Genomic DNA, 24,173 nt, shown 5'->3' on the forward strand with positions numbered 1-24,173 from the left:
AGATGGACCAGATGCTGCCCTATTACGAGAGCGAACTCGGCTACCTGCGCCGCGACCTGCGCGAGTTCGCCGAGCGCTATCCACGGATCGCCGGGCGCCTCCTGATCAGCGGCGAGGTGTGCGAAGACCCGCATACCGAACGCATGATCGAATCCTTTGCGCTGCTCAACGCACGCATCGCCAAGCGCCTCGACGACGACTACCCGGAGTTCACGGAAGCGTTGTTCGAGGTGCTGTATCCGCACTACCTGCGCCCCTTCCCTTCGTGCTCGATCGCGCGCATGGACTTTGGCGGCGCCGCCAAGCAGGCCGGCACCAGCACCATCGCGCGCGGCACCCAGCTGAACACGCGCCCGGTGCGCGGCGCGGCCTGCACCTTCCGCACGGTTTATCCGGTCACGGTGGCGCCGCTGGCGCTTGCCCGCGCCGCCTTCTCGTCCATCATCGACGCCCCCGACGCCGTGCGCCTGCCGGGGAATGCGTCTTCCAGCATCAGCCTCACCGTGTCCTCTACCTGCGAACAGGCTTCGATCGCCCAGCTCGCGCTGCCGCTGCTGCGCGTCTTCATCGACGGCGAGCCCTCGTTCTGCGCGGCCCTGCGCGACGCTCTCTTCATGCGCGGCGTCGCAGCGTATGTCGAAGCCGACAACAGCGGCCGCTGGACTGCGCTGCCCGCCATCCCGGTGCACCCCGCCGGCTTCGACGAAGAGGAATCGCTGATCGACTTCCCGGCGCGCTCGCACGCAGCCTACCGCCTGCTGGCCGAATACTTCTGCTTCCCCGAGAAGTTCAACTTCGTCGACATCGATCTGCAGGCGCTGGCCGCGCATGCGCCTCCCGGTGCGCGCACCCTGACCCTGCACCTGGCCTTGTCCGGCGTGCGTTCCGATTCGAACCTGGCGCGCATGCTCGGCACCCTGTCCACCAACAACGTGCTGCTGGGCTGCACCCCGGTGATCAACCTGTTCCGCCAGCGCGGCGAACCGATCCGCGTGACGCACACCAGCGCCAGCTATCCGGTGCTGGCCGACGCACGGCGCGCCTTTGCCTACGAGGTCTATGCGATCGAGTCCCTGAGCCTGATCCGCCAGACCCCGCAGGGCGAGACCCTGGTGCAGTTCCGCCCCTTCTACGCGCTGAAGCACGCGCAGATGCCGGATGACGCCGGCCACTACTATGCGGTGCGGCGCGACGCGTCACTGGCGGACAGGAGTCCCGGTTTCGAAACCCAGGTGTCGATCGTCGACATCGACTTCGACCCGGGCGAGGTGGAAACCGACACCCTGAACATCGAACTCACCTGCACCAACCGCGACCTGCCGGCCAGCCTGAGCTATGGCCAGCAGGGCGGCGACCTGTTCCTGGAAGGCGGCTCGAGCGTGCGGTCGATCGCCTTCCTGCGCAAGCCGACAAGCTCCCACCGCTTCGCCAGCGGACGCAGCGCGCACTGGCGCCTGATCTCGCACCTGGCGCTGAACCACCTGTCGCTGGCCGACGGCGGGGTCGATGCCTTCCGCGAGATGCTGGCCCTGTACGACCTGCCCCGCTCGCCCTCCTCGCAGCGCCAGATCGGCGGCATCAAGGCGATCGCCCAGCGTCCCACCACCGCCTGGCTGGCCGGGAATCCCTTCACCTGCCTGGTGCGCGGCGTCGAAGTCCGGCTCAGCATCGACGAGGAAGCCTTTGTCGGCAGCGGCATCCATGCCTTTGCCCAGGTGGTCGAGCGCTTCCTGGCGCTGTACGTGCATGCCAACAGCTTCACCCAGCTGGTGATCGCATCGAGCAAAACCGGAGAAGAGATATTGACATGCCAGCCCCGCAGCGGCGATTTGAGCCTGCTGTAATCGAGCGCCTGTTTCGCGAGCCCTACCGCTTCGAGTACGTCCAGGCGGTGCGCATGCTCGAGCTGTGGCTGCGCCGGCGCGGCAAGCCCTCGCGCGACCTGGTGGCGCAGTACCTGCGCTTCCAGAATTCGGTCTCGCTCGGTTTTCCGGCCAGCCAGCTCGAAGCGGTGCAGGCCGAGCCGCGCGACATCGATACTGGGCCTGCGGCGCTGGCTGCCGCGCTGGACGCGGGAACGCTCAAGTACGTGCGCCTGACGCCGTCCTTCATGGGCCTGCTGGGCGGCCACGGCGTGCTGCCCCTGCACTACACCGAGCGCATCGCCGAGCACCAATCGCTGGAAAAGGGGGAATCGGAAGCCGAAGGCGCGCGCGCCTTCCTCGACACCTTTTCCAACCGCACGCTGGCCCTGTTCTACGAAGCCTGGCGCAAGTACCGCCTGGCGCTGCAATACCAGCGCGACGGCCACGACGCCTTCCTGCCCCTGCTCCTGAGCCTGGCCGGCCTGGGCAGCGGCGCACTGCGGCGGCGCCTGGCCGGCAGCGAGGACGGGGCGGTGCTGGACGAGTCGATCGCCTACTTTGCCGGTGCGATGCGCCAGCGCCCGGCCTCGAGCGTGCAGCTGGGGCGGGTATTGTCGGAATATTTCGGGCAGCGCGTCCATGCCGAGCAGTTCGTCGGCTGCTGGTACGAGGTGCCGGCAGGGCAGCAAACCATCCTGGGCAGCGACAATGCGGTGCTCGGTGGGGGCGCCATCGCCGGCGCGCGCGTCTGGCAGCGCGACCTGCGCCTGCGCCTGGTGGTGGGTCCGCTGGACCGGGCCGGCTTCAACGACTTCCTGCCGGGCGGGCTGGCCGCGCGGGCGTTGCGCAGCATGCTGGCGATGTTCACCGGGCTGTCGCTCGAATACGAGGTGGAGCTGGTGCTGCTGGCGGCCGACGTGCGCAACGTGCGGCTGGAAGGGGATGAAGGCCGGCTGGGCTGGGATGCCTACCTGGTCGAGGGATTGCAGACCGAGGACCGGCGCGACGTGCGCTACGAACTGAATTTGTAGGGTGGGCGGCTCGTAATCCGGGCCACTGGCCCGGATTACCCCACGCGGTCAAGCGGCTGCAAGATCATCATGCTCGTTTTTCTGATGCTAACTATCACCGCGTGGGCGGGAAACCCGCCCACCCTTGTATCTTGTTCTCATTGGTGGTTAGCAATTGAGGTGAAGACCAGTTTGTGCCCACCCTTAAGGCTCGACCTTGGAAGGTAGATCAAGCCCTTCACCTCGTTCCCACACCATACCAAACACTGGACGGTAGCCAAGGGCTATGACCCTGTATGCACAAGGAGAGTGGGTGTGATGATCGAGAACACGAGGAGAATCTATGTTTTACCTGGGCGTGGATGTTGCCAAAGCCAAGCTTGATTGCATGCTGCTCGATACATCGAGCGGGAAGCTGAAATCGAAGTCCCTGACAAATACGCCTGCGGGCTTTACCCAGCTGCTCGACTGGCTAGACAAACAGAAGGTGGTCAAGCCGCATGTGGTGATGGAACCGACCGGGATGTACCATGAAAACGCTGCACTGGCGTTGGCCGATGCAGGCTTGGTGGTCTCACTCGTCAACCCGGCCCAGCTGCGTGCATTCGCGCAGGGCTTGGGCGTCAAGACCAAGACCGACAAAGCAGATAGTGCTGTGCTGGCGCGGTATGGCGCCACACAAAATCCTGCGCCATGGCAGCCGCCATCACAGTCAGCGCGCAGGCTCAAAGCACTGCTGACACGGCGTGACGCTGTAGCTGACGACTTGCAGCGCGAACGCAATCGACAGGAAGCGAACAATTTCAGCCCAGCTCCTGAAGCAGTAGGGGAATCGATCGCTCAATCGATCGCCTTCCACGAGGCCGAGCTTAAGCGGCTCGAAAAAATGATCGCCGAGCACATCGACAACGATCCAGACCTGCGCAATAAGAAGGACCTTCTCGAGACCATTCCAGGTGTTGGTCCACGCGTCTCAGGACACATGACAGCATTATTTGCAGGGCGAACGTTTGAGCGTGCCGAGCAGCTGGCCGCTTATCTTGGCCTGGTGCCTGTAGAGTGGCAATCCGGCTCGTCGGTACGTGGCCGGCCACGCTTGTCCAAAGCTGGCCCAGCTTATTTACGCAAGGTACTGTACATGCCTGCCGTTGTTGCACGACGCTGTAACCCACACATCAAGGCGCTCAACGACCGGCTGCTCGCAAAAGGCAAGTCAAAGATGGCAGCCATTGGTGCAGCAATGCGCAAGCTGGCTCACCTCTGCTTTGGCGTGCTCCACAGCGGCAAGCCCTACGACCCAAAATTTGCGATGTAGGGCTTGACGGGCAAGACGGTATCTATCGCCGGCTCAGCTCGCGCTCCAGGTCCATCCGCAGCATAGTCGCGGTCGGCGTCAGGCCACGGTCTCCCGGGGTGTAGAAAATGCCCGGCAATACCCCATCCTCTTCCAGCTGGGGCAGCAAATCGCTCATCAAGTCGTCCAGCGGAAAGGCTTGCGGCTCGTAGCCATCCCATTCGTATTCCGCGCACAGGTCGGCGAATTCGCTGGCGGGCCACATGGCGAACACCAGGGTGCCGTCGTCGGTCTTGGCCAGCGCCCAGCCGTCGCGGTACAGCCCCCATATTTCGCCCGACTCTGCCACCTGCTGCACGAAGCGCGTATAGCGCTGCCGGGCGGGCAGGGTGACCACGTCCGCCAGCTGCTGCGCGCCGAGCTTGATTGCTGAAAGTGTCTGCTCGCTCAAGGTATCCACCGCCAAAATAAGGTCTGTCCCTGGCAGGATACGCCGGATCGCGAATCGGTGGCGCAGGCACCGGTCACCATTACCTGACAGGTAATCGCCAGCCCCCAGCCGCCTGCGGAGAATGGCGCCTGTCGATACGACAGCACCCACAGGAGATGATCATGAACAACGCAAGCACGATTGCCCGCCAGTACCTGACCGCCTGGAACGAAGCCGACGGCGCCGCGCGCCGCGCCCACGTCCGCCAGCTGTTCACCGCCAACGCCCGCTACGTCGACCCGCTGATGCAGGGCAGCGGCCACGAAGGCATCGAGACCCTGATCGCCGGCGCCCAGCTGCGCTTCCCCGGCCACCGCTTCGAGCTGGCCGGCGTGCCGGACGGCCACAACAACGTGGTGCGCTTTTCGTGGACCCTGCGCGCCCCGGATGGCGACAGCGTGGCACATGGCACCGACATCGCCGTGGTGGCCGGCGACGGCCGCCTGGCCAGCGTCACTGGTTTCCTCGACAAGGCGTGAAGCCTGGGCCACAATCGGCCGCAAACCGGATCGGGAGGCAAGCCATGGATACCGCAGCGCGCGCAGTGGACAACCAGTACTTCAGCGATTTCGCCGCCGCGCTGCGCTATTGGCGCGGCAAGCGCGGGACCAGCCAGCTGAAACTGTCGGTGGATGCCGGGATCTCGCAGCGCCACCTGAGCTTCCTGGAGACGGGCAGGGCGGCTCCCAGCCGCGAGCTGATCCTCAAGCTGGGCCTGGTGCTCGACATCCCGCTGCGCCAGCGTAACGCGATGCTGCTGGCGGCGGGCTTCGCGCCGGCCTACCGCGAGCGCAGCCTGTCGGACCCGGAGCTGGCGGCCGTGATGCAGGCGCTCGACTTCATGCTGGCCCAGCAGGCGCCCTATCCGGCCCTGGTGGTCGACCGCCTGTGGAACCTGGTGATGGCGAACGAGCCGGCCGCCCGCATGATGCGTTTTTTCCTCGGCATGCCGGCCCATGCCCCGATCCCGCGCGACGGCTCGGTCAACGTGCTCAAGCTGACGCTCGATCCGGACGGCCTGCGGCGCCATTTGCTGAACTGGGAAGACGTCTGCACCGACCTGCTGCAATGGGTGCAGCGCGAGGCGATGGGCGATGGGCCGGGCAGCGAGGCGAGTGCATTGCTGGACGAGCTGATGGCCTTTCCCGGCATCGCCGGGGCGGCCAGCCAGCCCAACCTGGACCGCCGCGCCCTGCCCTTCCTGCCGGTCCAGCTGCGCAAGGACGAGGTGACGCTGAACCTGTTCACCACCATCACCACGCTGGGCACGCCGCACGACGTGACGGTGCACGAGCTGCGCCTGGAATCCTTCTTCCCGGCGGATGCGGTCAGCCGCGCGTGGTTCGAGGCACAGGCGTTGTGCTGAACTGAGCTGAGGATAAGATGGGCGTTTTCCACAAGCGCGTCCATCCATGCCCTTCGATCTCCTGCCCTTCAGCCGCATGGCCGGCCTGTTTTTTGTCACCGCCATCGCCGAGCTGCTCGGCTGCTACCTGCCCTTGCTGTGGCTGACCGGGAAGGGCTCCGCCTGGCTGCTGGTTCCGGCGGCCCTCAGCCTGGCGGCCTTCGTCTGGCTCCTGACCCTGCACCCGGCCGCCAGCGGGCGCGTCTACGCCAGCTACGGCGCGGTCTACATCGCCACCGCGCTGGCCTGGTTGTGGATCGTGGACGGCATCAGGCCGGTGTGGAGCGACTATCTCGGCGTTGGGCTGGCGCTGGCCGGCGCCGCCTGCATCGCGCTGGGACATCGCCAGGCTTGAATCTTCAGGCGGCGAGCCTGGCCAGCAGGTCCTGCACCACGTCCAGCTGTACCGGCTTGGTCAGGTGCTGGTCGAAGCCGGCCTCGTTCGACTTGCGGCGGTCGCTTTCCGCGCCCCAGCCGGTCAGCGCCACCAGCCTGACGTCTTCCAGCCCTTCCAGCCTGCGCATCGCGCGTGCGGTCTCGTAGCCGTCCATGCCGGGCATGCCGATGTCGAGGAAGGCCACCTGCGGCCGGAAGGCCTGCGCGGCCGCCAGGGCCTCGATGCCGCCATGCGCCACCTGCGTCACGTAGCCGCAGGCTTCCAGGATCATCGACAGCGTCATTGCCGCGTCGACGTTGTCGTCCACCACCAGGATCCGGGTGCCGCCGGCGGCGCCGTCCGCGGTCTCCGGGGCGGTCCGCTGCGGCGTATCCTGGGCGCCTTCGGCCAGCGGCAGGCGCACGGTGAAGGTACTGCCGGCGTGCGGCCCGCCGCTCGCTGCCGCCACCGACCCGCCGTGCATGTCCACCAGCCGCCGCACCAGCGACAGGCCGATCCCCAGCCCGCCCTGGGCGCGTTCCAGGTGGTGCCCGACCTGGCTGAACATCTCGAACACCGAGCTGAGTTCCTCCCGGGGGATGCCGATGCCGTTGTCCGATACCGCGATGAGCGCCTCGGATCCTTCGATGCGCAAGGACAGGCCGATGCGCCCGCCGCTCGGGGTGTACTTGGCGGCGTTGTTGAGCAGGTTGGCCACCACCTGGGCGATGCGGGTCACGTCGGCCTCGACCGGCACCGCATGCGCCGGCACGTCCACTGACAGCTCGTGGCGGCCGGTCTCGATCAGCGGCAGGCTGGTCTCGACGGCGCTCGCGAGCACGCCGCGCAGGTCGGCGCGTTCCTTCTTGAGTTCCAGCTTGCCGCCGCTGATGCGGGCGATGTCGAGCAGGTCGTCGATCAGGTGCACCATGTGGCTGACCTGGCGTTCCATCATCTCGCGCACCCGCGCCACCGAGGCGGCGTTGTCGCCCTTCAGGCGCATGACCGACAGGCCGCTGCGGATCGGCGCCAGCGGGTTGCGCAGCTCGTGCGCCAGGGTGGCCAGGAACTCGGTCTTGCGCCGGTCGGCCTCTTCCAGGTCGCTGGCCAGCTTGCGCAGGGTTTCCTCGGACTGCTTGCGCGCCGTGATGTCGCTGAACAGCAGGGCCACCCGGCGGCTAGCCGGTCCGCCGAGGCGGGTGGCGTAGACGTCGAACCAGCGGCCCATCGCAGGGGCTTCGTTCTCGAAGCGCACCGGCTCGCCCGTTTGCGCGACCCGGCCGTAGGTCTCGAACCAGAATGCGTCGAGGGTCGGGATCATCTCGCGCGCCGTCCTGCCCACCGCGTCGTGCAGGCCGGTATGGGCCTCGAACATCGGATTCATCTCGAGGAAGCGGTAGTCGACCGGCCGGTCCTGCGCGTCGAAGATCATCTCGAAGATGCAGAAGCCCTGGTCGACCGATTCGAACAGGGTGCGGTAGCGCTCCTCGCTGGCGCGCAGCTTCTCGGCGGCGCGCCGGCTTTCGGTGGTGTCGACCACGATTGCCACCAGGCCCTGGAATTCGCCGTTCGGGCCGCGTAGCGCGTTGACGCTCCTGGTGGCCGGCATCACGCTGCCGTCGCGGCGCAGGTATTCCTTCTCGACGACGACACCGGCCTCCCCCGCCGCCAAGCGCTGCACCGCGTCCAGTGTCACCGGCACCGAATCGGGTGCCGTGACGTCGAGCACGCTGGCGCCCAGCAGTTCTGCCTCCGTGCGCTGCACCATTTCGCAGTACTTCTGGTTGACCAGGGTGATGCGGCCCTCGTGGTCCAGTTGCACCACGCCGGTGGCGGCCTGGCTGACGATCTTCTGGAAGCGTTCGCGGCTTTCGTACAGCTCGATCTCGGCGAGCTTGCGGTCGGTGACGTCGATGCCGTGTACCAGGATGCCCGTCACCCGGCCGGCGGGGTCGCGCAGCGGCATGTAGACCTGGTCGACGAAGCGGCGCTCCAGCGGCGCATCCGGGCGGCGCTGCAGCATCACCGGCACGTCGTTGCCGAATACCGGTTCGCCGCTGCGGTACACCCCGTCCAGCAGTTCGAGGAAACCCTGGCCGGCGATTTCGGGCAGCGCCTCGCGCAGCGGCACGCCGATGTTGGAGCGGCCGCCGACCAGCTGCAGGTAACGCTCGTTTTCCAGCTCGAACACGTGATTCGGGCCGGTGAACACGCACATGAAGGCCGGCGCCTGGCGGAACACGTCTTCCATGCGCTGCTTGGCGCCGCGCAGCTGGGCCAGCAGGCCTTCACGCTCGGCCTCGGCGCGCACCTGGCCGGTGATGTCGCGCGAGTTCGCCAGCAGGCCGTCGTGGCCGACCCGGCTGACCGTGACCTCCCACCATTTGACGGTGCCGCCAGCGGTCGGGCAGGGTGCGCGCAGGCGGCCGAGGCCGGTGCTGCGTGCCGCCGCCATCGCGGCTTCGACCTCGGCACGGCTCGCCTCAGGCCACAACGCGGACCAGGGCTGGCCGCGTACCGCCTCGATACCGTCGAGTTCGAGGGCGCGCAGGCCGTTGCTGTTCATCGCGACGATATGGCCGCTCCCATCGAGCAACTTGACGCAGTCGGGACTGGCTTCGAAGAGCTGGTGGCCTAGGGTGGCCGGGTCGAGCGCCTGCAAGGCGGCGCGGCTGTCCTGCATAGTAGGGTCCTTGTTGGGTACCCGGCAGTATATCTGCATGCTCCTGGCATCGTCGCCAAATTCGTCAAATTTGTCACACAACTGTTATCGAATGGTCACAAGGAAGTCATGTTCCCTCCCTACCATGCACGGACTTTTCCTAACAACCAACAGGATTACCCGTGAACAAGCCGACCGACCTCGCCCGCATCCCTGTCGACCATGACGACATCGATACGAACGTTTCGTCGAACGAACACTTCAGCACCGTCCTCGAAGCCCGCCTGAGCCGCCGCAGCTTGTTGCGCGGCGGCGCCGCGACGGCTGCCTCCGCCCTGCTGGGCGCCATCGGCCTGAGCGGTTGCGGCGGTTCGGACAATGACATCGCCACCGCCCCCACGCCGCCAACGGGCAGCACCCCGCCGCCGGCGACGGAAAAACTGCTCGGCTTCGGCGCCGTCTCCAAGAGCCTGGCCGACACGGTCGTCGTCCCGGCCGGCTACACCGCCAGCGTCCTGTATGCGCTGGGCGATCCGCTGACCGCGAACACCGCCGCCTACAAGAACGACGGCAGCGACGCCGACTTCGAGAACCGCGCCGGCGACCACCATGACGGCATGGAGTTCTTCCCGCTGTCCGGCACCGGCACCGCGTCGACCAGCGTCAACGACCGCGGCCTGCTGGCGATGAACCACGAAGCCACCACCGACGAAAAGCTGTCCTCGTTCTTCGTGCACGCGAACGGCGGCACCATGACCCTGCCGCGCCCGGCGGCGGAAGTAAACAAGGAAATGGCGCTGCACGGCCTGTCCGTGGTCGAAGTGCGCCAGAGCGGCGGCAAGTGGGCCTACCAGAAGGATTCGTCGTTCAACCGCCGCGTGCACCAGCAGACCGACGTCGAGATCTCGGGCCCGGTGCGCGGCAACGCGCTGGTGGTCACCAAGTACTCGACCAACGGGACGAAAATCCGCGGCACCCTGAACAACTGCGGCACCGGCAAGACCCCGTGGAACACCTACCTGTCGGGCGAAGAGAACTGGTCCGGCTACTTCACCCGCAGCGCTACCGACGATACTGCGCGCGGCGACAAGAGCGTGGCTTCGCTCAACCGCTATGGCCGCAGCCAGGGCGCGGTGTCGCGCCACGGCTGGGAAACCGGCGGCAGCGACGACAAATACCAGCGCTGGGACATCAGCAGGAAGGGCGCGTCGCTCGACGGCAGCGACGACTACCGCAACGAGATGAACGGCATGGGCTACATCGTCGAGATGGATGCCTACGACAAGACCAAATCGATCAAGAAGCGCACCGCGCTGGGCCGCTTCGCCCACGAAAGCGCCGTGTTCGGCAAGCCGGTCGCCGGCCAGCCGCTGGCCGTGTACATGGGCGACGATTCGCGCAACGAATACATCTTCAAGTTCGTCTCCAGCGCCGTCTGGGCCGCCGCCGACGCGACGCCGCTTGACCGCATCGCCACCGGCGACAAGTACCTCGACAGCGGCAAGCTGTACGTGGCGAAATTTGCCGCCGACGGCAGCGGCCAGTGGATCGAACTCTCGATCGGCAACCCGGCGATCGCCTCCTACGCCGGCTACAAGTTCGCCGACCAGGCCGACGTGCTGGTGAATGCTCGATTAGCCGGCGACGCCGTGGGCGCGACCAAGATGGACCGCCCGGAATGGTGCTCGGTGCACCCCGGCACCGGCGAGATCTACTTCACGCTGACCAACAACAGCAACCGCCGCGTCGAGCCGAGCGGTTCGAGCCAGGCCGCGCCGGACGCCGCCAATCCGCGCGTCTACACCGACATGAAGGGCAGCACCGCGCAGCAGGGCAACCCGAACGGCCACATCATCCGCGTCAAGGAAGGCAGCGCCGGCTCCACCGCAACCGGCTTCACCTGGGACGTCTACCTGTTCGGCGCAGAGTCCGGCGCTCCGGCGGGCACCGTGAACCTGTCGGGCCTCACCGCCGACCAGGATTTCTCGAGCCCGGACGGCCTGGCCTTCACCCCCTCGACCGGCATCTGCTGGATCCAGACCGACGACGGCGCCTACACCGACGTCACCAACTGCATGATGCTGGCCGGCGTGCCGGGACGCATGGGGGACGGCAAGAAGGTCACCCTGAACTACCCGCGCGCCAACGGCAGCACCCTGAGCGTGGACACCTACGTCGGCCTGAACGCGACCCAGGATACCCTCAAGCGCTTCCTGGTGGGCCCGGTCGGTTCCGAGATCACCGGCATCGCCGAGACCCCGGACGGCAAGGCACTGTTCGTGAACATCCAGCACCCGGGCGAGAACACCGCCTCCGCCAACATCGCCGACCCGACCAAGTACACCAGCCAGTGGCCGGCGAACGCCGGCTACGGCGCCGGCAAGCGCCCACGCTCGGCCACCATCGTGATCACCAAGAACGACGGCGGCCGCATCGGCACCTGAGCCTGAAGCGGCACTGACACAATCTCCATCCTTTGGGGCTGGACGTCCACACGTCCAGCCCTTTTTTTCGTCCATCGCAAAGAGTATTGATGCGAGGCATGCCAGCATCGTGGATGCGCCATTCACCGCCGCAGGAGCACGCCATGCCGACCGTCACGCTGTCCACCTATCTCCGCATCACGCGCGCCAGCGCCCTGTTCGATATCCTCATCGTGGCGCCCTTCGCCACGCCCTGGACCTTCCAGCTGCTGTACCCGCAGCTGGGCAAAGTCAATCTATGGCTGGGCGGCGCGGCGCTGCCGCCCTTCGCCCAGCTCCACATCATGATCACCTGCCTGATGGGTAGCCTGGTGCTGCTGTGGTCCGTACGGCGCCTGCTGGAACCGAGCCTGGCGCTGGGACGCTACGATGGCGCCGGGCGCTTCCTGTTCGCGACCTGGATGCTGTGGGCGCTGGCCCAGGGCGGCCTGTCGCTGGTCTGGCTGTTCCTGATGCCGGAACTGCTGTGGGGCGTGGCGCAATGGTGGCCGGTGGCGCCGGCGCGCACGGCCCAGCGCAGCAACGGGCCGGGCCTCAAGCTCGTGCACGCGTCCTAAGGCAGCGCCAGCAGCACCGCGCGCGCGGCCTTGACCAGCGCCGCACCCATGCGTTCGAGCCGGGGCGGCTGGATGCGCCAGGCGTGCCAGTAGAGCGGCACGTCCACGTGCAGCGCAGGCGCCAGGTCCACCAGGCTGCCGTCCGCGAGCATCGCACCGCACTGCTCCAGCGGCAGCATGCCGTAGCCCATGCCGACCCGGATCGCCGTCACGAAGGGGTCGCTGGCCGGCACGTAGTGGAACGGGTAGGAACCCTCGGGCAGACCGAAGTGCTTCAGCAGGAAGGCCGACTGCAGCGAGTCCTTGCGGTCGAAGACCACCACCGGCGCGCGGCGCGCGGTCTCGCGGTTGAAGCCGTCGGCGAACCACTGCCGGGCGAAGGCGTTCGACGCGACCATCCGGTAGCGCATCTGGCCCAGCGGGCTCACGCTGCAGCCGTGCATCGGCATCGCCTCGCCCGATATGCAAGCCACCACGCGGCCCTGCTCCAGCAGCGCGAAGGTATGGCCCTGGTTGTCGAGCACGAATTCCACCAGCAGTTCTTCCTGCGCGAGGACGGGCGCCAGCACCGGCAGCAGCCAGGTCGCCAGGGTGTCGTTGTTGACCGCGATCGCCACCCGGGCCGGGCCGTCGTCCATGCCCATCTCGGCCAGGAACTCCGATTCCAGCAGGGTCGAGCGGCGCAGGTACTGCAGCAGGCGCGTGCCCGGCCCGGTCGGCCGGCAGGGTCGGCTGCGCACCAGCAGCGGCGTGCCGAAGTCCTGCTCCAGCGCCGAGATGCGCTGCGAGACGGCCGAGGGGCTGAGCGACAGCTGGGCGGCCGCCGCTTCCAGGCTGCCGCTGTCGACGGCGGCGATGAAGGCCGCGCTGCGGCGGGGATCGATCAGCATGGATCAGTTTTGCTTAACTAAGTTTAGAAATCATGAATATATTTGAATTTAGCTGTGCGGTAAGCAAACATGGCGGTTTTCGTCGAGGTACATCATGTTTTCCCAACAGGTTTTCCTGCAGGGGCTGGGTTTGGGAGCCAGCCTGATCATGGCCATCGGTGCGCAGAACGCGCACGTGATCCGTACCGGCGTGCGCGGCCAGCACGTGCTGGCGACGGTCGCCGCCTGCATCGCGGTCGACGTGCTGCTGATCGGGCTCGGCATCGCGGGCCTGGGCGCGCTGGTGGAAGCTTCGCCTCTCTTGATGTCGGTGGCGCGCTACGGCGGCGCCGCCTTTCTGGTCTGGTATGGCTGGCGCTGCTGGAAGAGCAGCCTGCGCGGCGGCGCGTCGCTCGCGGCGTCGCCGGACGAGAAGGCGCAGACCCTGGGTCGCGCCCTGGCCACCGTGCTGGCGCTGTCGCTGCTCAACCCGCACGTCTACCTCGATACCGTGGTGCTGCTGGGTGCGGTTGGCAGCAGCCTGGCCGGCGAGGCGCGCCTGTCCTTTGTCCTCGGTGCGATGACGGCCTCGGTGCTGTGGTTCTCGGCGCTCGGCCTGGGCGCCCGGCGCTTCGCGACGGTGCTCGGCCGTCCGGCGGTGTGGCGGGCGATCGAAGCGGCCACCGGCACGCTGATGCTGGTGCTGGCGTATCTGCTGGTACGCGGCGCATAAGCGCGCGGCTCTCGCTATACTCATGATGACACCTTGACTACGGAGCCGCCATCATGAGCCACGACCTGCTGTCGAAGCTGGACATCCGCTACCCCATCATCCAGGCCCCCATGGCGGGCGTCTCCACCCCGGCGCTGGCCGCCGCCGTCTCGGAAGCGGGCGGGCTCGGCTCGATCGCCCTGGGCACCTCGAGCGTGCAGGCGGCGCGCGCCGCCATCGAGGCGGTGCGCGAGAAGACCGCCCGGCCGTTCAACGCCAACGTGTTCACCCATGCGCCGGCCCAGGCCGACCCGGCGCGCGAAGCCGCCTGGCTGGCCTGGCTGCGCCCGCATTTCGCACAGTTCGGCGCTGAGCCTCCTGCCGCGCTGTCGGAAATCTACCGCAGCTTCCTGGCGGACGAGGCGATGCTCGAGCTGCTGCTGGAAACGCGCCCGGCCGTGGTCAGCTTCCATTTCGGCCTGCCGCCGCAGGACTGGATCGATGCGCTGAAGGCCGCCGGCATCGTCCTGTTCACCACCGCGACTTCGCTGGACGAGGCGCAGCGGATCGAGGCGGCCGGCATCGACGTGATCGTCGCCCAGGGCATCGAAGCGGGCGGGCACCGCGGCATCTTCGATCCTTCCGCACCCGACCCGGCCTTGCCCACCTTCGAGCTGCTGGAACAGCTGCGCGACAAGCTCGCGCTGCCGCTGGTCGCGGCCGGCGGCATCATGGACGGCAAACAGATCCGCACCGCCTTCTATCACGGCGCCAGCGCGGTCCAGATGGGCAGCGCCTTCATCGCCTGTCCCGAGTCCTCGGCCCCGCCGCACCACCGCGCGCTGATCGCGCAGGGCAGCGGTCTGCAGACCGAACTCACGGCCGTGATCTCCGGCCGGCCGGCGCGCGGCATCGTCAACCGCTTGTTCCTCGAGGTCGGGGCCGACGGCCATCCGCCGCTGCCGGACTATCCGATCGCCTACGACGCCGCCAAGGCCTTGCATGCGGCCGCATCCAGCAAGGGCAGCCAGGATTACTCGGTCAACTGGGGCGGCACCAACTTCGCCCAGGCGCGCGCCATGCCGGCGGGCGAACTGATCGCCACCCTGGCGGCGGAAATGAACGAGGAAGCCTAGGCGTCGCGCGCCAGCGGACGGCAGCGTTCTTCGACCAGGGCATGCAACAGCTTCACCGCGGGCGAGAACTGCCTGCGGTGCGGGCAGACCAGGTGCAGCGGGGTGGGCTCGCCCGGCAGCTCCGGCAGCAGCACTTCCAGCCGCCCCTGCGCCACGTCCTGGCTGACGTCGAGCCAGGATTTGTAGGCGATGCCCTCGCCGGCCAGCGCCCAGCGCCGCACCACCTCGGCATCGTCGCTCACCAGCCGCCCCGACACCTGCACCAGCCGCGCGCCCGTAGCCAGCGGGAAGGACCAGCGGTCGTAGGTGCGGCCGCGCAGCCGGTATTGCAGGCAGTTGTGATCCACCAGCGCGTCGAGCGAACGCGGGCGCCCGTACCGGGCGAGGTAGGCGGGCGAGGCCACCAGCACGCGGCGGTTATTCGGCGCGACCGGCAGGGCGACGTAGCTGGCGTCATCGATCTGCCCGTAGCGCAGGGCGATGTCGACCGGGTCGCGGAACACGTCCGCCACCTGGTCCGACACCAGGAGCTGGATCTCGAGCCCCGGATGGGCGCGCCGAAATTCCGAAGTCCAGGGCAGCAGCAGGTTGCGCCCGAAGTCCGAGGGCGCCGCGATCTGCAGGGTGCCGGTCAGGCAGTTGGCGTCGCCGCGGATGCCGTCGTAACCCTCGCGCAGGGCATCCAGCGCGTCCTGCGCGAAAGGCAGGTAGCGCTTGCCTTCCTCGGTCAGGCGTAGACTGCGGGTGGAGCGCGCGAACAGCCGGATGTCGAGCTCGCGCTCCAGGCGCTGAATAGCCGCGCTGGCCTGCCCGGGCAGCAGATTGACTTCGCGCGCGGCCTTCGAAAAGCTGCCCAGGGCAGCGGTACGGACGAACAGCGCCAGGTCATCCAGCCTGATCATTTTCTCTCCAGCTGTGAAAGTGAAATCGCTCCAGCCGGGTTTTTCATCCCCGGCCTGCTACATAGAATCGTCATTGACCTCAAAACTTACCGGAGATTCAACATGAAAGCAGTAGTGTATACCCAGCATGGCTTGCCCATCAGCGATCCCCAGTCCCTGCAGGAGATCGAGCTGCCGATGCCGCTGGCCGGTCCGCACGACCTGCTGGTGGAAGTGCGCGCCGTCTCGGTCAATCCGGTCGATACCAAGATCCGCCTGGGCAGCCCGGTCACCGAACCGCGCGTGCTGGGCTGGGACGCGAGCGGCATCGTGCGCGGCGTCGGCAGCGCCGTCACCCTGTTCAAGGAAGGCGACGAAGTGTTCTACGCCGGTTCGCTGCTGCGTCCGGGCTCGAACAGCCAGTTCCAGGCCGTGGACGAGCGCATCGTCGGCCGCAAGCCGGCAACGCTCGATTTCGCCCAGTCGGCCGCCCTGCCCCTGACCGCGATCACGGCCTGGGAACTGCTGTTCGACCGCCTGCGCATCGCCGAGGGCGGTGGCGGCGGGAAGTCGCTGCTCGTGATCGGCGCGGCCGGCGGAGTCGGCTCGATCCTGTTACAGCTGGCACGCAAGCTCACCGGGCTCACCGTGATCGGCACCGCCTCGCGCGAGGAAACCCGCAACTGGGTGCGCGAGCTCGGCGCCCACCACGTCATCGATCACGCGCAGCCGCTGCGTCCGCAGCTCGAAGCGCTGGGCTTCCCGGCGGCGGACATCGTGATCAGCCTGACGCACACCGACAAGCACTATCCCGCCATCGTCGACGTGCTGGCGCCGCAGGGGCAGTTCGCACTGATCGACGACCCGGCCAGCCTGGACGCCGTGCCGCTCAAGCGCAAGTCGATCTCGCTGCACTGGGAGCTGATGTTCACGCGCTCGATGTTCGAGACGGACGACATGATCAAGCAGCACAAGCTCCTGAATCTCGTCGCGCAGATGGTCGACGAGGGCAGCCTGCGCACCACGCTCGGCGAGCATTACGGCAGCATCTCGGCGGAGAACCTGCGCCGCGCGCATGCCCTGATCGAGAGCGGCCGCGCGGTCGGCAAGATCGTGCTCGAACATTTTCAAGTCAATGTAATGTAACAAGCTAAGGAAACGAAGAAGATGGATATTCTCGCAAGCGCCCGCAAGCGCCACACTGCCAAGGCCTACGACAGCGAACGCCGCGTCCCCGAAGAACTCATGCAGAAGGTGTACGACCTGCTGCGCCACAGCCCTTCGTCGGTGAACTCGCAGCCCTGGCACTTCATCGTCGCCAATACGCCGGAAGGCAAGGCGCGCGTGGCCAAGGCGGCGCAGGGCGGCTATGGCTACAACGCGGCGAAGATCCTCGATGCCTCGCACGTGATCGTGTTCTGCTCGCGCATCGACATGGACGACGCCCACCTGGAGCGCTTGCTGGCGCAGGAAGCGCGCGACGGGCGCTTCCGCGACGATGCGGCCCGTGCGGGCCAGGACGCCGGCCGGCGCGGCTATGTGCGCACCCACCGCTACACCACGCGCGACCTGCCGCAATGGCTGGAAAAGCAGGTCTACCTGGCGCTGGGCACCGCCCTGCTGGGCGCGGCCTCGCTCGGCATCGACGCCACGCCGATGGAAGGCTTCGACCAGAAGATCCTGGACGAGGAATTCGGCCTGCACGAGCAGGGACTGGCCAGCGTGGTGCTGGCCAGCTTCGGCTACAGTTCGGACGCGGACTTCAATGCCGGCCTGCCGAAGTCGCGCCTGCCGGAAGAGCTGACCTTCACTTTCGTGTGATGAGCGCCGGCGGCCCGTAGTGGTAATCCGCGGGATCCCGCGGCGGAACCGGGCAACGCTGCATCTCCAGCACCGCGCGCCGGTAGGACTCTAGGGGCGCCATCCCGAGCCGCGCGCGACGCGCCTCGACCTGCGCCCGGTCGTCCATGCGGTCGAACGCGAGGGCGCAGTAAATCCCGGTCGGGGCCGACAGCTGCGTTCCGTAATGCTGCGGGCGCTTCTCCATGACCGCGATGCGGTCGTACAGGTAGGCGAAGGATTCGTCCAGGCCGTCGCCGCCCGCGCCGGCGGCCTGCTCGACCAGGGCCAGCGCCTGCTTCTGGAAAGGCAGGTCGCGTTCGGCCCGCTGGACCACCAGCCAGGCATCCTTGACTGCCCCTGCGCCATGCGTGGCCGCCGATGGCCAGCCACAGCGCGCCATCAGGGCCTTCAGGCGTTCCTTGTTGGTGCGGTCGACCAGCTCGATGTGCTGCATGAGCTTTTGCTGAACGGGGCTCTCGGGGTCGAGGTAGTCGATGCGCTTGCGCAGCGCCTGGCCGGCCTCTTTCATGACCGCGAGTTCGCTGGCCAGCCCGTCGCAGGAGTCGTCGGCCAGGGCGGACAGCGGCAAGGCCAGGCAGGCGGCGAGCAGGGTGGCAGTCAGGCGCATCGTGTTCTCCAATTCATCGTCGACCCAGTGTAGTTGGACGCTCAGCTAGCGTCCATGCGAGGCGCATGACCCATGCTTATCCGGCAGCCGTGCGCTCGTCCAGGTGCCGGGGCAGGATAATGCCCACAGCCGATCCGAGGGGACAAGCATGCTGCGACGAGGCTTCCTGGCACTATCTGCCCTGCTGGCCAGCGGCCGCCTGGTCGCGGCCGAGCGCGACCTGTGGCAGCGCCTGCAGGAGGGCGGCTACGTGCTGCTGATCCGCCATGCCGCCACCCATCCCGGCATCGGCGATCCGCCCGGCTTCCGGCTGGCCGTGTGCAGCACCCAGCGCAACCTGTCGGACCAGGGCCGGCGCGACGCACGCGCGATCGGCGTCGCCTTCCGTGAACGCGGCATTCCGCTCGGGCCGGTGCTGTCGAGCCGCTGGTGCCGCTGCCTCGACACCGCCCGCCTGGCCTTCGGCCGGGTGGAAGAAGCGCCGATGCTCGATTCCCTGTTCCGCGACAGCGAGGCCGCGGCACGCGCCAAGACCCGCGAAGTGCTGGACCGGGCCGCTGCGTGGCGTGGAAACAAGGCCAACCTGGTACTGGTCACGCACGACGTCAACATCCGCGCCCTGGTGAACGAATATGTGTCGCAGGGAGAGATCGTGGTGGCGCGGCCGGGACCGGAGCGGCTGGAAGTGCTCGGAAGGCTGGATGCACAAGATTTGGGCGTACAATAATTTGCCTTTTCCTTGACGGGAGACTGTCCATGAAACGCTGGTTTTTACTCGCTGCACTGGTCGCCACCACCGCTTCCGCCCACCATGGCTGGAGCGAATACAACGCCGACAAGCCGCTGACGCTGTCCGGCACCATTGAGGAGTCCGGGTACATGCAGCCGCATGGCTTCGTGCGCCTCAAGACGGCCGATAAAACCTGGCTGGTGGTGCTGGCGCCGCCGGGACGCATGGAAAACCGCGGCCTGCCGAAGGAAAACCTGGCAGTTGGCGGCCAGGCCACGGTTGTTGGTTATCCACACCGCAGCAATGCCGGCGAGCTGCGCGCCGAACGCATCACCATCAAGGACAAGACTACGGAGCTGCGCTGATGCTGCAAGACGCGGCGAGCTTCGCCGCGTCCCTGCCGCTGGCGCAGGCACTGCGCAAGGGCGCCTGGCTGTACCCGGCCGTCGAGACGCTTCACATCATCGGTTTCACGGTGCTGGTGGGCGCGGTGGCGATGTTCGACCTGCGCGTGCTCGGCTTCGGCCGCCAGTTGCCGGTGAAGGTGCTGGCGCGCCACCTGCTGCCCTGGTCGGCCGGCAGCATGCTGCTGGTGGTTCCCACCGGCCTGCTGCTGTTCGTGGCCGATCCGCTGGCCCTGCTGGCCAACCGCGTGTTCCTGCTCAAGCTCGGCCTGATGGTGCTGGCCGGCCTGAATGCGCTCGCCTTCCATGCCGGGCCTTACCGCCGGGCCGAGGCCTGGCCGGAGCGGGCGCCGCCACGGGCCATGCTGCATGCCCTGCTCTCCCTGGGCGTGTGGTTCGGCGTGATCGCCTGCGGACGGCTGCTGGCCTATTTCTAGCGCTTGCACTATGCTGGACGGATCATGTGCGTCAACTACCATACCCCTACCCGTGAACAGTTCGGCACGCTCGGCGCCTTCAGCGAGCTGCCGGCCGACTGGCGCTGGCCCGACGAAGTCTGGAAGGACTACAGCGCGCCGATCGTGCGTCGCGGCCGCGACGGCAGCCCTGAAGTCTGCCTGGCCAGCTACGGCATGGTGCCGCGCCGTCACATCCCGCCTGGCGTGAAACCCTTCGACACCATGAACGCGCGCGCCGAATCGCTGGGCGAGCGGCGTTCCTTCGCCCCCGCCTGGCGCCGCCTGCAGCTGTGCGCGGTGCCGATGACCTGGTTCTACGAGCCCTGCTACGAAAGCGGCCGCGCGCTGCGCCACGCGATCGGCATGCACGACGACAGCCCCTTCCTCGTTGCCGGCCTGTGGCGCGAGTGGACCGAGGCCGACGGCCGGGTCGAGTCCTCGTTCACGCAGATCACGATCAACGCCGACGAGCACCCCTTGATGTCGCGCATGCACAAGCCCGGCGACGAGAAGCGCTCGCTGGTCGTGGTCAGGCCGGAGGAACTCGAGGACTGGCTGGCCTGCCGCGACGTGGAGACGGCGCGCAGTTTTCTCCGCCACTATCCGGCGGCAGGCATGAAGACCTGGGCGGCGCCGCAGACGGTCAAGAAAACGCCCGAGCCGTCGCCGAACCTGTCGCTGTTCTAGCGCTCGGGCGCGCACCCTACGGTCGTGCTACAGTTCTCAGCATCATGCTGAAACCACTCGCCACCTTCGCCATCGCCGCCGCCATTGCCGTCCCGGCCCAGGCAGCCGTCCCGGTCTACGGCTTCGTCGTCAAGAACACCTATCCGCACGACCCGAAGGCCTTCACCCAGGGCCTGTTCTTCCGCGACGGCCACCTGTACGAGACGACCGGCCGCAACGGCAGCTCCTCGCTGCGCAAGGTGGACCTCAAGAGCGGCAAGGTGCTGCAAAAGGCCGACATGCCGGCGGAAGTCTTCGGCGAAGGCTCGACCCCGGTCGGGAACAGCATCCTCGCCCTCACCTGGACTTCGCAGGTCGGATACGTGTTCGACATGAAAACCTTCAAGCTGAAGCAGACCTTCAAGTATGTCGGCGAAGGCTGGGGCCTGGCCAGCGACGCGAAAGGGGTCTACATGAGCGACGGCAGCTCCTTCATCCGGGTCCTGGAACCGACGACCATGAAGGAAGTGCGTCGCGTCCAGGTGACGCACCAGGGCCAGCCGATCGCCCAGCTGAACGAGCTCGAGATGGTCGAGGGCGAGCTGTTCTCGAACGTCTGGGGCACCGACCTGATCCTGCGTATCGATCCGGACAGCGGCAAGGTGAAAGGCGTGATCAACCTTGAAGGCCTGCTGCCCCCGGCGCAGCGCGGCACCCTCGACCCGGACGCGGTCCTGAACGGCATCGCCTGGGACAGCAAGGGCAAGCGCCTGTTCGTCACCGGCAAGCTGTGGCCCAGGCTGTACGAGATCGAACTGGTGCCGCAGAAGCGCTAGCTCAGTGATCCTGGCTGGTCACATCGATGACCACCTTCCCGAAGTGCGAGCCTGACTCCATGTAGCGGTAGGCCTCCTGGGCCCGCGCGAACGGGAATACGCGGTCGATCACCGGCTTCAGGCCGGTGACGTCGGCAAAGCGCATCACGTCTTCCAGCATCGTGCGGCTGCCCACGAAGATACCGACCATGCGCTTGGCGGTGGCCAGCAGCGAAGCGGGGTTCACCTCGCCGCCGAAGCCGCTGACGCCGCCGATGATCGCCACCGTGCCGCCCATCGCCGCCGCCGACACCGAGCGGTTGACCGTGCCCTTGCCGCCGACTTCCAGCACCACGTTCGCGCCCCTGCCCTGGGTCATGGCCAGCACTTCCTCGTGCCATTCGGGGATTTCCTGGTAGTTGATCGTGTGGTGCGCCCCGAGATGGCGGGCGCGCTGCAGCTTCTCGTCGCTCGACGAGGTGATGATGGTGCGCAGGCCGGCGGCCTTGGCCAGCTGCATGCCCAGCACCGAGACGCCGCCGGTGCCGAGCAGCAGCACGGTGTCGCCCGGCTTGAGCCCATTGCTGGACACGAAGATCGCATTCCACGCGGTGACGCCGGCGCAGGGCATGGTGGAGGCCTCGACGAAGCTCAGCGAGGCCGGGATCTTCGCCAGCGCGTCCTCGTGCAGCACCACTTCCTCGGCCAGCATGCCGTCGATGTCGCCGCCCAGGGCGTGGCGAATCTTGTCGGCCGAGGTCATGCCGTCCTGCCAGTAGGGGAAGAAGGAGCCTGCGACGCGGTCGCCGACCTGCACCCGCGTGACGCCCGGCCCGACTTCCAGCACTTCGCCGGCGCCGTCCGAGCAGGGGATGATCGGATCGTCCACGGTGACGAGGTAGTTGCCGCTGGCGACCATCAGGTCGCGGTAGTTCAGCGATACCGCGTGCACGCGGATGCGCACTTCGCCGTGGCCGAGGTTGCGGTCGGGGTAGTCGATGCACTGCAGCCCGTCGATATTCGCGCCGGGAAGAATCTGGTATGCCTTCATGGGGTTCTCCTCAAGATGATCGGATCAGTGAATCACATCGGCTTGGCCACCATCAGCCAGAAGATCACCACGAAGGCGATGAAGGCCGGCACGCCGAGCGTGACCCAGATGCGGAAGTAGCGCCAGTACTGCGGCGTGAGTTCGGTGCCGGTGCGCGCCGCCTCCTGGGCGATGTCGCGCATGCGGATCTGCAGCCACACCACCGGCAGCCAGCAGGCGCCGGCCAGCACGTACAGCGTGATCGACCACATGATCCACTTGCTGTGCAGCGGGTAGCCGGCCAGGTGGATCAGGTAGAAGCCGGTCAGCGGCTGCGCGATCGCGGTGGTCGCCGTGAACAGCCAGTCGGCCACCACCACGTACTTCGCCACCACGGCGATCGCGCGCACGTCGCGGCTGACGTTGGCGAACAGCATGTACCAGGCCGAGCCGATGCCGGTGCCGAACAGGAAGGTGGACGACAGGATGTGCAGCCATTTGACGACGACGTAGTCCATTTATCTTTCCTCCAGTTCGTAGAGCAGCCAGATGGCCGCCAGCATGGGCAGGTTCTTGGTGAGCGGCCCGTAGGGATGCAGCAGGAATTCCGGCAGCTTGACGGCGATGACGACGGTGTAGAAGCCGATCAGGCCGAGCTGCGCCAGCCACAGCCAGCGCCGCCGCGCCAGCAACAGGATGCCCAGGCCCAGCGCCAGGTCGAAGGTGGCGGCGCCGTACAGCATCAGGGGCTGCAGGTCCGGCGGAATGCCGGTGCGGGCCAGCAGATCGTAGCTGGCCTCGACCGGGTACAGGCCGTAGGAGACGATCGCGGTGATGATCCACACCGCCACGATCGACAGGCGCAGGACCGGCAGCAGCCAGCCCAGCTTGGCCTGGGTGCGCTCGGCGCCGGGATTGCGGATGAATTCCTGTACCGGGCGCGGCGGATGGCCGAGCAGCTGGGTCGTCATCGACACGTCGCCGGCATTGCCGCGGTCCAGCATGCGCAGCGCCTCCTCGTCGAGCAGCCCGCCTGGCAGCACGCGGCCGAACTTCGCCATCAGGCGCGCCAGCGCGCCGGGCAGCCGCAGTACCGGCTGGCGCCCCATTCCCATGCTTGTGCGCAGCGCCTGCAGATAGTCGGTGAAGGGCATCGCCTGGGGGCCGACCAGGGGCACGCGCAGGGCCGTGCCGTTAGCGGGCGGCAGCGGCAGGCGGTGCTTGAGCAGGCCGATGACGGCCGCCGCCAGGTCGTCGATGTGGATCGGCTGCACCAGCTGGGGCGCGCTGCCGAAGCGCAGCGTGAGCGGCATGCTGGCCAGGGTGCGGAACACCCTGGCGCTGGTCCCCTCGCTGCCGTATACCAGCGAGGGCTGGACGATGTAGGCGCGTACGGGAAGCGAGGCCAGGTAGTCGTCCGCCGCCTTCTTGGACAGGTGGTAGCGGGTGTCGGCGGCACGGTCGGCGCCCAGGGCCGACAGCTGGATCACCATCTGCACCTCGTGCGATTCAGCGCAGGCGGCGAACAGGGCGCGCGGCGCTTCGGTGTGCAGGCGCTCGAAGGTCTGGCTGCCGCTTTCGCGGAAGATGCCGACCGTGTTGATCACCACGTCGATGCCGCCCAGTTGATTCAAGCGCGCCAGCCAGACGGATTTATCGGTATCTTGGACGAAGTCCGCATGGATGTAGGCGAGGCGTGGTTCCGTACTGCTCCTGGGCCGGCGCACCGCGCAGACGACGTGGTGGCCTTCGGCCAGCAATGCCTGCAGCAGGTGTTGTCCGATGAAACCGCTGGCTCCCGTCAGCAAGATCCGCATCCATGCTTCCTTTCACGCAATTCAAGTGTAACCCGATCAAGAG

The 24,173-nt window shown here is 67.3% G+C and carries 25 protein-coding genes; 17 read left to right on the forward strand and 8 right to left on the reverse strand.

Going from position 1 to position 24,173, the window contains the following annotated elements; all coding sequences use genetic code 11:
• The first annotated feature begins 2 nt into the window (after window positions 1-2).
• The 3 genes from tssF to B2R83_RS19045 all read left to right on the forward strand — a co-directional run bounded on the left by tssF (window position 3) and on the right by B2R83_RS19045 (window position 4,190).
• Window positions 3-1,844, forward strand: coding sequence for a type VI secretion system baseplate subunit TssF (tssF, locus tag B2R83_RS19035; protein WP_292044178.1), 1,842 nt, complete (start codon window positions 3-5; stop codon window positions 1,842-1,844).
• Complete coding sequence (gene tssG, locus B2R83_RS19040) at window positions 1,808-2,896, forward strand: type VI secretion system baseplate subunit TssG (RefSeq protein WP_292044179.1); 1,089 nt, start codon at window positions 1,808-1,810, stop codon at window positions 2,894-2,896. The genes tssF and tssG overlap by 37 nt, the downstream gene beginning before the upstream one ends.
• Before the next feature lie 322 nt (window positions 2,897-3,218).
• Complete coding sequence (locus B2R83_RS19045; protein WP_292044180.1) at window positions 3,219-4,190, forward strand: IS110 family transposase; 972 nt, start codon at window positions 3,219-3,221, stop codon at window positions 4,188-4,190.
• 22 nt (window positions 4,191-4,212) lie between these two features.
• Here the strand turns inward: B2R83_RS19045 and B2R83_RS19050 are convergent, their stop codons facing one another.
• Window positions 4,213-4,620, reverse strand: coding sequence for a DUF2750 domain-containing protein (locus B2R83_RS19050; protein ID WP_292044181.1), 408 nt, complete (start codon window positions 4,618-4,620; stop codon window positions 4,213-4,215).
• Between the two features lie 161 nt (window positions 4,621-4,781).
• Between B2R83_RS19050 and B2R83_RS19055 the strand changes: the two genes are divergently transcribed.
• From B2R83_RS19055 to B2R83_RS19065, 3 genes are read left to right on the forward strand one after another with little or no spacing between them, the layout of a single operon-like run.
• Window positions 4,782-5,138 (forward strand): nuclear transport factor 2 family protein, encoded by a 357-nt coding sequence (locus tag B2R83_RS19055; RefSeq protein ID WP_292044182.1) that lies wholly within the window; start codon window positions 4,782-4,784, stop codon window positions 5,136-5,138.
• Between the two features lie 44 nt (window positions 5,139-5,182).
• A complete protein-coding gene (locus B2R83_RS19060) occupies window positions 5,183-6,025 on the forward strand; it encodes a helix-turn-helix domain-containing protein (protein ID WP_292044183.1) in 843 nt (280 codons plus the stop codon).
• A gap of 46 nt (window positions 6,026-6,071) precedes the next feature.
• A complete protein-coding gene (locus B2R83_RS19065; RefSeq protein WP_292044184.1) occupies window positions 6,072-6,419 on the forward strand; it encodes a YnfA family protein in 348 nt (115 codons plus the stop codon).
• Between the two features lie 4 nt (window positions 6,420-6,423).
• On the opposite strand, the gene B2R83_RS19070 is transcribed toward B2R83_RS19065, so the two are convergent.
• Window positions 6,424-9,123, reverse strand: a complete 2,700-nt coding sequence (locus B2R83_RS19070; protein ID WP_292044185.1) for a PAS domain-containing protein — start codon at window positions 9,121-9,123, stop codon at window positions 6,424-6,426.
• 161 nt (window positions 9,124-9,284) lie between these two features.
• On the opposite strand from B2R83_RS19070, the gene B2R83_RS19075 reads away from it, so the two are divergent.
• Window positions 9,285-11,546 carry a PhoX family protein gene (locus tag B2R83_RS19075; protein ID WP_292044186.1) on the forward strand — a complete coding sequence of 754 codons (2,262 nt, stop codon included), beginning with the start codon at window positions 9,285-9,287 and terminating at the stop codon, window positions 11,544-11,546.
• A 143-nt stretch (window positions 11,547-11,689) separates the two neighbouring features.
• Window positions 11,690-12,142, forward strand: a complete 453-nt coding sequence (locus tag B2R83_RS19080) for a hypothetical protein (protein WP_292044187.1) — start codon at window positions 11,690-11,692, stop codon at window positions 12,140-12,142.
• Here B2R83_RS19080 and B2R83_RS19085 read toward each other — a convergent pair.
• Window positions 12,139-13,032 carry a LysR family transcriptional regulator ArgP gene (locus B2R83_RS19085; protein WP_292044188.1) on the reverse strand — a complete coding sequence of 298 codons (894 nt, stop codon included), beginning with the start codon at window positions 13,030-13,032 and terminating at the stop codon, window positions 12,139-12,141. The two genes, B2R83_RS19080 and B2R83_RS19085, sit on opposite strands and share 4 nt — an antisense overlap.
• Window positions 13,033-13,126: 94 nt before the next feature.
• Between B2R83_RS19085 and B2R83_RS19090 the strand changes: the two genes are divergently transcribed.
• Both B2R83_RS19090 and B2R83_RS19095 read left to right on the forward strand, forming a co-directional pair.
• On the forward strand, window positions 13,127-13,744 hold the full coding sequence (locus B2R83_RS19090) for a LysE/ArgO family amino acid transporter (protein WP_292044189.1): 618 nt from the start codon (window positions 13,127-13,129) through the stop codon (window positions 13,742-13,744).
• A 53-nt stretch (window positions 13,745-13,797) separates the two neighbouring features.
• Window positions 13,798-14,859, forward strand: coding sequence for an NAD(P)H-dependent flavin oxidoreductase (locus B2R83_RS19095; protein ID WP_292044190.1), 1,062 nt, complete (start codon window positions 13,798-13,800; stop codon window positions 14,857-14,859).
• Here the strand turns inward: B2R83_RS19095 and B2R83_RS19100 are convergent.
• Window positions 14,856-15,761 carry a LysR family transcriptional regulator gene (locus B2R83_RS19100; protein ID WP_292044191.1) on the reverse strand — a complete coding sequence of 302 codons (906 nt, stop codon included), beginning with the start codon at window positions 15,759-15,761 and terminating at the stop codon, window positions 14,856-14,858. The two genes, B2R83_RS19095 and B2R83_RS19100, sit on opposite strands and share 4 nt — an antisense overlap.
• Before the next feature lie 102 nt (window positions 15,762-15,863).
• Here B2R83_RS19100 and B2R83_RS19105 point away from each other — a divergent pair, with 102 nt between their 5' ends.
• Both B2R83_RS19105 and nfsB read left to right on the forward strand, forming a co-directional pair.
• The gene (locus tag B2R83_RS19105) at window positions 15,864-16,886 is read left to right on the forward strand and encodes a zinc-binding alcohol dehydrogenase family protein (protein WP_036216883.1); all 1,023 of its coding nucleotides are present in this window, start codon (window positions 15,864-15,866) and stop codon (window positions 16,884-16,886) included.
• Window positions 16,887-16,907: 21 nt separating this feature from the next.
• A complete protein-coding gene (nfsB, locus tag B2R83_RS19110) occupies window positions 16,908-17,561 on the forward strand; it encodes an oxygen-insensitive NAD(P)H nitroreductase (RefSeq protein ID WP_209589357.1) in 654 nt (217 codons plus the stop codon).
• On the opposite strand, the gene B2R83_RS19115 is transcribed toward nfsB, so the two are convergent.
• Window positions 17,548-18,210 (reverse strand): DUF6624 domain-containing protein, encoded by a 663-nt coding sequence (locus B2R83_RS19115; RefSeq protein ID WP_292044192.1) that lies wholly within the window; start codon window positions 18,208-18,210, stop codon window positions 17,548-17,550. The two genes, nfsB and B2R83_RS19115, sit on opposite strands and share 14 nt — an antisense overlap.
• A gap of 148 nt (window positions 18,211-18,358) precedes the next feature.
• On the opposite strand from B2R83_RS19115, the gene B2R83_RS19120 reads away from it, so the two are divergent.
• The 5 genes from B2R83_RS19120 to B2R83_RS19140 are packed head-to-tail and all read left to right on the forward strand — an operon-like array spanning window position 18,359 to window position 21,304.
• The gene (locus tag B2R83_RS19120) at window positions 18,359-18,937 is read left to right on the forward strand and encodes a histidine phosphatase family protein (protein WP_292044193.1); all 579 of its coding nucleotides are present in this window, start codon (window positions 18,359-18,361) and stop codon (window positions 18,935-18,937) included.
• Window positions 18,938-18,966: 29 nt separating this feature from the next.
• Window positions 18,967-19,305: a DUF6152 family protein gene (locus B2R83_RS19125; protein ID WP_209589354.1), complete on the forward strand. Its 339-nt coding sequence runs from the start codon at window positions 18,967-18,969 to the stop codon at window positions 19,303-19,305.
• On the forward strand, window positions 19,305-19,781 hold the full coding sequence (locus tag B2R83_RS19130; protein ID WP_292044194.1) for a DUF6644 family protein: 477 nt from the start codon (window positions 19,305-19,307) through the stop codon (window positions 19,779-19,781). The genes B2R83_RS19125 and B2R83_RS19130 overlap by 1 nt, the downstream gene beginning before the upstream one ends.
• Window positions 19,782-19,805: 24 nt before the next feature.
• The gene (locus B2R83_RS19135; RefSeq protein WP_292044195.1) at window positions 19,806-20,489 is read left to right on the forward strand and encodes an SOS response-associated peptidase; all 684 of its coding nucleotides are present in this window, start codon (window positions 19,806-19,808) and stop codon (window positions 20,487-20,489) included.
• A gap of 44 nt (window positions 20,490-20,533) precedes the next feature.
• On the forward strand, window positions 20,534-21,304 hold the full coding sequence (locus tag B2R83_RS19140; RefSeq protein ID WP_036216893.1) for a glutaminyl-peptide cyclotransferase: 771 nt from the start codon (window positions 20,534-20,536) through the stop codon (window positions 21,302-21,304).
• A 1-nt stretch (window position 21,305) separates the two neighbouring features.
• Here B2R83_RS19140 and B2R83_RS19145 read toward each other — a convergent pair whose 3' ends face one another.
• From B2R83_RS19145 to B2R83_RS19155, 3 genes are read right to left on the reverse strand one after another with little or no spacing between them, the layout of a single operon-like run.
• The gene (locus B2R83_RS19145) at window positions 21,306-22,334 is read right to left on the reverse strand and encodes a zinc-dependent alcohol dehydrogenase family protein (RefSeq protein WP_292044196.1); all 1,029 of its coding nucleotides are present in this window, start codon (window positions 22,332-22,334) and stop codon (window positions 21,306-21,308) included.
• A gap of 32 nt (window positions 22,335-22,366) precedes the next feature.
• The gene (locus tag B2R83_RS19150) at window positions 22,367-22,831 is read right to left on the reverse strand and encodes a DUF2269 family protein (protein WP_036216897.1); all 465 of its coding nucleotides are present in this window, start codon (window positions 22,829-22,831) and stop codon (window positions 22,367-22,369) included.
• Complete coding sequence (locus B2R83_RS19155; RefSeq protein ID WP_292044197.1) at window positions 22,832-24,130, reverse strand: SDR family oxidoreductase; 1,299 nt, start codon at window positions 24,128-24,130, stop codon at window positions 22,832-22,834. It abuts the gene before it with no gap.
• Window positions 24,131-24,173: the final 43 nt, after the last annotated feature.

Origin of the sequence: Massilia sp. UBA6681, from assembly GCF_002454935.1 — a bacterium.
In the GTDB taxonomy this organism is placed as follows: domain Bacteria; phylum Pseudomonadota; class Gammaproteobacteria; order Burkholderiales; family Burkholderiaceae_D; genus Telluria; species Telluria varians.